Origin of the sequence: Lachnospira multipara ATCC 19207 (genome assembly GCF_000424105.1) — a bacterium.
GTDB lineage: Bacteria > Bacillota > Clostridia > Lachnospirales > Lachnospiraceae > Lachnospira > Lachnospira multipara.
Genome location: NZ_KE384131.1, coordinates 33,895 through 39,296 on the forward strand (window position 1 = coordinate 33,895; position 5,402 = coordinate 39,296).

Here is a 5,402-nt window from a genome sequence, read left to right on the forward strand (position 1 = left end):
GTTACTTATTCTATTAATGCTACAAGAACTAATAGAAGTAATGTCTATGTAGAAAAGATTACAAAAGTAGAAAACGGTGTAGAAACCACTATTGGTACTACTTCTACTGGTGTGCAGACTTTAAATGCAGATACAACCGTAAATATTTACTATAAATTCACCTATGATGTTGTATTTAACCCAAATCCAACAAGTGTAACGACAAAGAATATCTATGGTGATACCATTACAACAAATCCAACAGGTAGTGTAACAACTATTAAGAATATAAAAGCTGGTAATAGTATTACATTACCTAGTGCTAATTCATTATCTAGAACAGGTTATGAATTTGTGGGCTGGTCAACAAATCCTTCTTATAGTTCTCTAAGTTTTAGTTCAAGCCTTGGAGGATTAAATAGGGTAGGTACAACTATTACACCAAAGTCATCAGGAGTGAATGTAAGTAATGGTACAACGATTACATTTTATGCAATCTGGAAACCTATCTCATATACAGTTCATTACGATATGAACCTTGCAAATGAGGAACAAATCCCAGATAAGCGAGTTCGTTTTGACGAAACGGTTACTGCACCAGATAGCGTAACTAGAGAAGATTATGAGTTTAGAAGTTGGCAAGTATATGATGGCTCAAATTATGGTGGCTACACTAATAATACTAATACAGATCCAAGTGTTGGTATTGGTACAAAGTCATATATAAATGCTAATGAAAAATTTAAAAATCTTCGTAGTTTGGACGGAACAGTTACTCTAGTAGCAATATGGAAACATTTTACTGATGCTGATGGTAATGATATAGAGAAACCAAATGCTAATACAAGTAATTCAGATTCGCCTTTTGCTCCACAATGGAAGAATCAGGCAATTGACAGTCCTGCTGGATATTTCTATTATTCAGATACACCGATTGTAACAAGCCTTGGAAGTGTAAGTGCTAGTGGTACTCAAATTGGGTACTATTTAAATACTAATCAAACAACTAATTGGCAATATAAACGCCAGGCTTATTTCATAAATGGCGATAAAGCTGCTACATCTAGTTGGTATTACATAGATAGCTTTGGATATGATTATGTATCAAGTACAGATACAGGAAATGTTCAGACAGTAACTTCAGCTAGTTTCACATCTAATAAAGGAAAAGATGGCAAGAGCATATGTGGAACGGGTTATAATAATGTTACTTTAACAAATGATAATTCAATGCTTATTATTCCTTGGGTTATTATGAGAGATAATTGGCATGATTCACATATAAGTTATGATGAAACAACTACTTATCATGATACAGATGGTTATACATCTCTTATTGGCGATAATGACATACCAACACTTGAAGGCATAGATAAGCTAGAAAATATCGTGGGCCTTGATAAGTCTAATTTTACAGACTATATCGTAAGCCTTATAGGACATGACAATATCTCAGGTCTTAACTTAGATAAGTCTAGCATTGTAGTAACAAATTATGACAATTCACAGGTTGTTACGATAGGAAAAGCGGATAATCAAGAATTAGATGAATATAATAGATATACTCACATTGATTGGAATAGCTTTGATGTTATGACGGTTAATCTTGAAAATTTTGCTGATAACTTATTTAATGGCGATTATGGTGTTACTTATCACTTAGAAGATAATGTGGGAAATGTGTTAGACAATACAACTAATAGTTCAGTATTTGATTTAAAGGTTGAAGCCAAAACAAAACAAGGCATAGATACAGCCGAAGCTGAATTAATAAAGGGTGAATACTTTACTCTAACAGTAAGTACATTTGGTTATGCAAATGCTGTCAGAATCAAGTTCCCTGAAAACTGGTATATATCTGAAAGATATCCATTATATATTTACACTGGAAGCCTAGATGGAAAATATGATGCACAATTACTTGTAGAAATAACAAGTGATGTATTATATGTAGACAAAGAATCAAATCTAGGCCAATTAATATCTAATACAGATGATGGCACATGGATTCAGCAATTTATAATAATAACACCATTATATGCAGCTGGAGGAGAAGATAACATCCAGGTAACAGCATACAAGGGCGATGTCCATGTAAAAGGATTCCTTAACGAAAATCAGGTATATATTAATAATTTAATAGGAAATACCGTAGATAAAACTAAAGTAAAGACATTAAATAGAAAATAAAAGATAACAGTAGCTAGTGGTGCTAACAGTTCTATATTAGATAGATTAAGATACCACATAGTAGAGATTAATTAATGAGAAGTCGGCTAGAGAAATCTAGTCGGCTTTTTTTAATTATTTGTAGTGATAAAAGCTATATATAACTTAATACAAGATTTCTTCTATATTTACTTCATAAATATTATTAATCGGAGGTTTATTATGGAAAGAGTTAAAAGAAAATTAGAATTAACAAAGCTCAATATTAATTGTTGTGATGAATTGCTTATAGACAACAATGTTATTAATGCTACCTATGAATTATGGTTTGATGTTGCTGAATATTTTGCCGACATAGAAGAAATCAATAATATCAGTGATGATGAATGGATTAATTTTTATACTTATTACAATCCGTATGATAAAAAATTAACTGCTTGTGTTGTTATTGTTGGTGTCGAAGCCGATATTGAATACGCCTGGGATTTAACAGAAGCAGAAGAAACATTTTTGATTTCTATGGTAGAAAATTATTGCCAAAATTTATATGGTGAGAATTGCAAAGAGCTTTTAGAAAGCGAAAACGATTAAATCTTATATTTTCAGAATATCCATAATGAAGAGGCAACCTATTAATTTAGGTTGTCTTTTTTGTATATAGAAATTTTATGAACCAATTATTAGTTAATCCTGTAAAATTTGGTCTAAATAATCTACCATTTATTACAGGATATCTACCAGTTCTTACATAATAAGAACCAAAATTTACGGAATAAAAGCCAACCGATTCCTATTATATACAATACAAAATCCACCCAAAAACTTATATATTTAATATAGAAATATTGATTTAGACATAAAATCTGTTTAAAAATTGATAATCTTGCTAAATTTACAGGCTATTTACAAAATTTAATTGGATAACGTGTTTAAATGTTTGACAACGCCTATAAAAACCGTTATTATTATATTGTAATAAAAGGAGGACAATATGAAAATTTTAAAAATATCAGCAGACGGGTTAATGCTCTTTAATGATAAAGTTAGTATAGATTTTTTCGCTGAACAAAGAGTTATAAAAGATAATAGCGATATGCTTTCAAATATATTTAAAAACGTATATACAAATAATGTCATTTCAGTTGTAGGTATTAACGCTTCTGGTAAGACTTCTGTATTAAAATTAATTTCTTTTGCATTAGAATTGATTAACGGACAGTCTTTAAACAATATTGTCAATCGAGATGTTTTGACAGATTCTAAAAAAGTAAATATAGAAGTGATATTCTATGATGATAACAATAATCTATATAAGCTTCAATCAGAAATCATAAGCGTTAGAAATAACGAGATAGATAATAGATTTATTTTCGGGGCAGAAAAAATATGGAAAAAATCAATATCAAAAATTCAATCGAAAAAAGATATAATGTCTTATGAAAATACAGATTTATTTAAAGAGCGTGACAATACTGCTGAATTTTTATCAGATGATGTAAGTATAGCAATAGCTATAAGCAAGAATAACAAAATATTCGTCAGAGATTTACTTAATTATACAAATATGAATATGTTAAGATTAATTGGAAACTATCCTCACGAATTGATTAAGTTCCTAGATCCTAGCATTGAATCAATTACATTTGATAAGAACAACTCTGAAATAAAACTAAAATTTTATGGCAAAGATGCAATTTCGTTATCAGATCCTTTACAATGCGAAAAATATCTTTCTTCTGGAACTGTAAAAGGATTAAATGTTTTTCTTAATGCGATGATGGTTTTCAATAAAGGTGGTTATCTATTAGTGGACGAATTAGAAAACCACTTTAATCGAGAAATAGTTGCAACATTATATAGATTTTTTACAAATCCAATTGTAAATAAGATGGGTGCTACTATAATATTCTCCACTCATTACTCTGAATTATTAGATGAATTCGAACGTTCTGACAATATTTATATAGTGCGAAACAAAAATGGAATTTCTGCTGAAAAATTGTGTAATTTATTAAAGAGAAATGATATAAAAAAGAGTGAAGCATTTAAAAGCGGTTATCTTGAAGGTACGGCACCTCTTTATGAATCTTATATAGATTTAAAAGAAGTTATAATTAATTCCAGAACAGAGTTGGGGGTTCATTAATGGCTGAAAATTTAATAGCTTGCATTTGTGAAGGCTCGGCAGAACGGGCCATTATAAATAAATTATTAGATGAAGAAAGGCTAATTTTCTCCCGTTCTAAATTATTAGATAAAGAAATTTTAAAATGTAGAAATGCTAGAGAATTTGAAGATAAATATTTAGGAAAAAATTTTAATAATAAAATTACGGTCTATCGAATACTTGATTCTAGACGAGAAAACTTCAATTTAAGAGCTGCATATAGAAACAAAATAGATGTTATTAATATTGTTACTGCACCAGAAATTGAAATGCTTATTATAATAAATGAAAACAAATTTTCGGATTTTTCAAAGTATAAAAGCAACACAAAGCCTAGCGATTACTGCAAACAACAACTAAGAATGCCAAATGTGAAAAGTACTCAATTTGTAACGGAATATTTTCAAAATACAGAAGTTTTAATTTCTGCAATCAAAAATTATAAAACATTATCAAAAATTCCAAAGAATGAAAAATGTTTGGCTGATTTACTAAAATAGGAGGTATCGAGTATGGAAGAAGAAATGGGAATGACAAATGAACAGTATAAAGGAATGCTTCTTGATGAACTTGAAGATTGGCAAGAAGTTCTTGTATTTGCAGAAGAATCTGGAAACAAGAAAATTATAGCGAAGGCTCAGAAACAAATTAAAAAAATCAATGAAAAGCTGAAATTCTAATCATATACCAGCTAATCACAAATGCTCTCGGCTATATAGTCGGGGGCATTATTTTTATATTACTACAAACCCTTCCACTCCCTTGACACACACCTTTCATCCCTATATAATATCTTTGCTAAGTAAATATATAAAAGGTAAAATAAAGGAAACTTTATGACACAAAACTAAAGGGGCTTTAAAATGCCAGCCAGTTGCTATAGATAAAAGTTCGCACATATTTTTATTAACACTAATAGCTTTTTACGTCATGGGTTCATGGCGTTTTTTTATTTATCTAGTAAATTTATTTTGGTTAAATAAAAACCCACCACTAAGTTTACAAGAAGACTTAGAAAACCCACCACTAAGTTTACAAGAAGAATAAAGAAGTCTAAAAGTTATATATAACTTTCTATCTTTCGCAT

General features: G+C 29.7%; 5 protein-coding genes and 1 riboswitch. All 5 genes read left to right on the top strand.

Annotated elements, in window-relative coordinates; all coding sequences use genetic code 11:
• A partial coding sequence (locus tag G600_RS0113230; protein WP_027432308.1) for an InlB B-repeat-containing protein occupies positions 1–2,169 on the top strand: 2,169 nt, incomplete at its 5' end.
• A gap of 201 nt (positions 2,170–2,370) precedes the next feature.
• Positions 2,371–2,739 carry a hypothetical protein gene (locus G600_RS0113235; RefSeq protein ID WP_027432309.1) on the top strand — a complete coding sequence of 123 codons (369 nt, stop codon included), beginning with the start codon at positions 2,371–2,373 and terminating at the stop codon, positions 2,737–2,739.
• Between the two features lie 400 nt (positions 2,740–3,139).
• The gene (locus tag G600_RS0113240; protein ID WP_027432310.1) at positions 3,140–4,294 is read left to right on the top strand and encodes an AAA family ATPase; all 1,155 of its coding nucleotides are present in this window, start codon (positions 3,140–3,142) and stop codon (positions 4,292–4,294) included.
• Complete coding sequence (locus G600_RS0113245) at positions 4,294–4,815, top strand: hypothetical protein (protein ID WP_027432311.1); 522 nt, start codon at positions 4,294–4,296, stop codon at positions 4,813–4,815. Before G600_RS0113240 ends, G600_RS0113245 begins: the two co-directional genes overlap by 1 nt.
• A gap of 12 nt (positions 4,816–4,827) precedes the next feature.
• Positions 4,828–4,995 (top strand): hypothetical protein, encoded by a 168-nt coding sequence (locus tag G600_RS15790; protein ID WP_155885999.1) that lies wholly within the window; start codon positions 4,828–4,830, stop codon positions 4,993–4,995.
• 126 nt (positions 4,996–5,121) lie between these two features.
• Positions 5,122–5,197, top strand: a riboswitch (cyclic di-GMP riboswitch).
• The last annotated feature ends 205 nt before the right edge of the window (positions 5,198–5,402 follow it).

What these genes read in the sequence shown, in the direction of transcription:
- G600_RS0113245 (WP_027432311.1), top strand. Translation starts at nt 4,294, where the DNA reads ATGGCTGAAAATTTAATAGCTTGCATTTGTGAAGGCTCGGCAGAACGG.
- G600_RS15790 (WP_155885999.1), top strand. Translation starts at nt 4,828, where the DNA reads ATGGAAGAAGAAATGGGAATGACAAATGAACAGTATAAAGGAATGCTT.
- G600_RS0113240 (WP_027432310.1), top strand. Translation starts at nt 3,140, where the DNA reads ATGAAAATTTTAAAAATATCAGCAGACGGGTTAATGCTCTTTAATGAT.
- G600_RS0113235 (WP_027432309.1), top strand. Translation starts at nt 2,371, where the DNA reads ATGGAAAGAGTTAAAAGAAAATTAGAATTAACAAAGCTCAATATTAAT.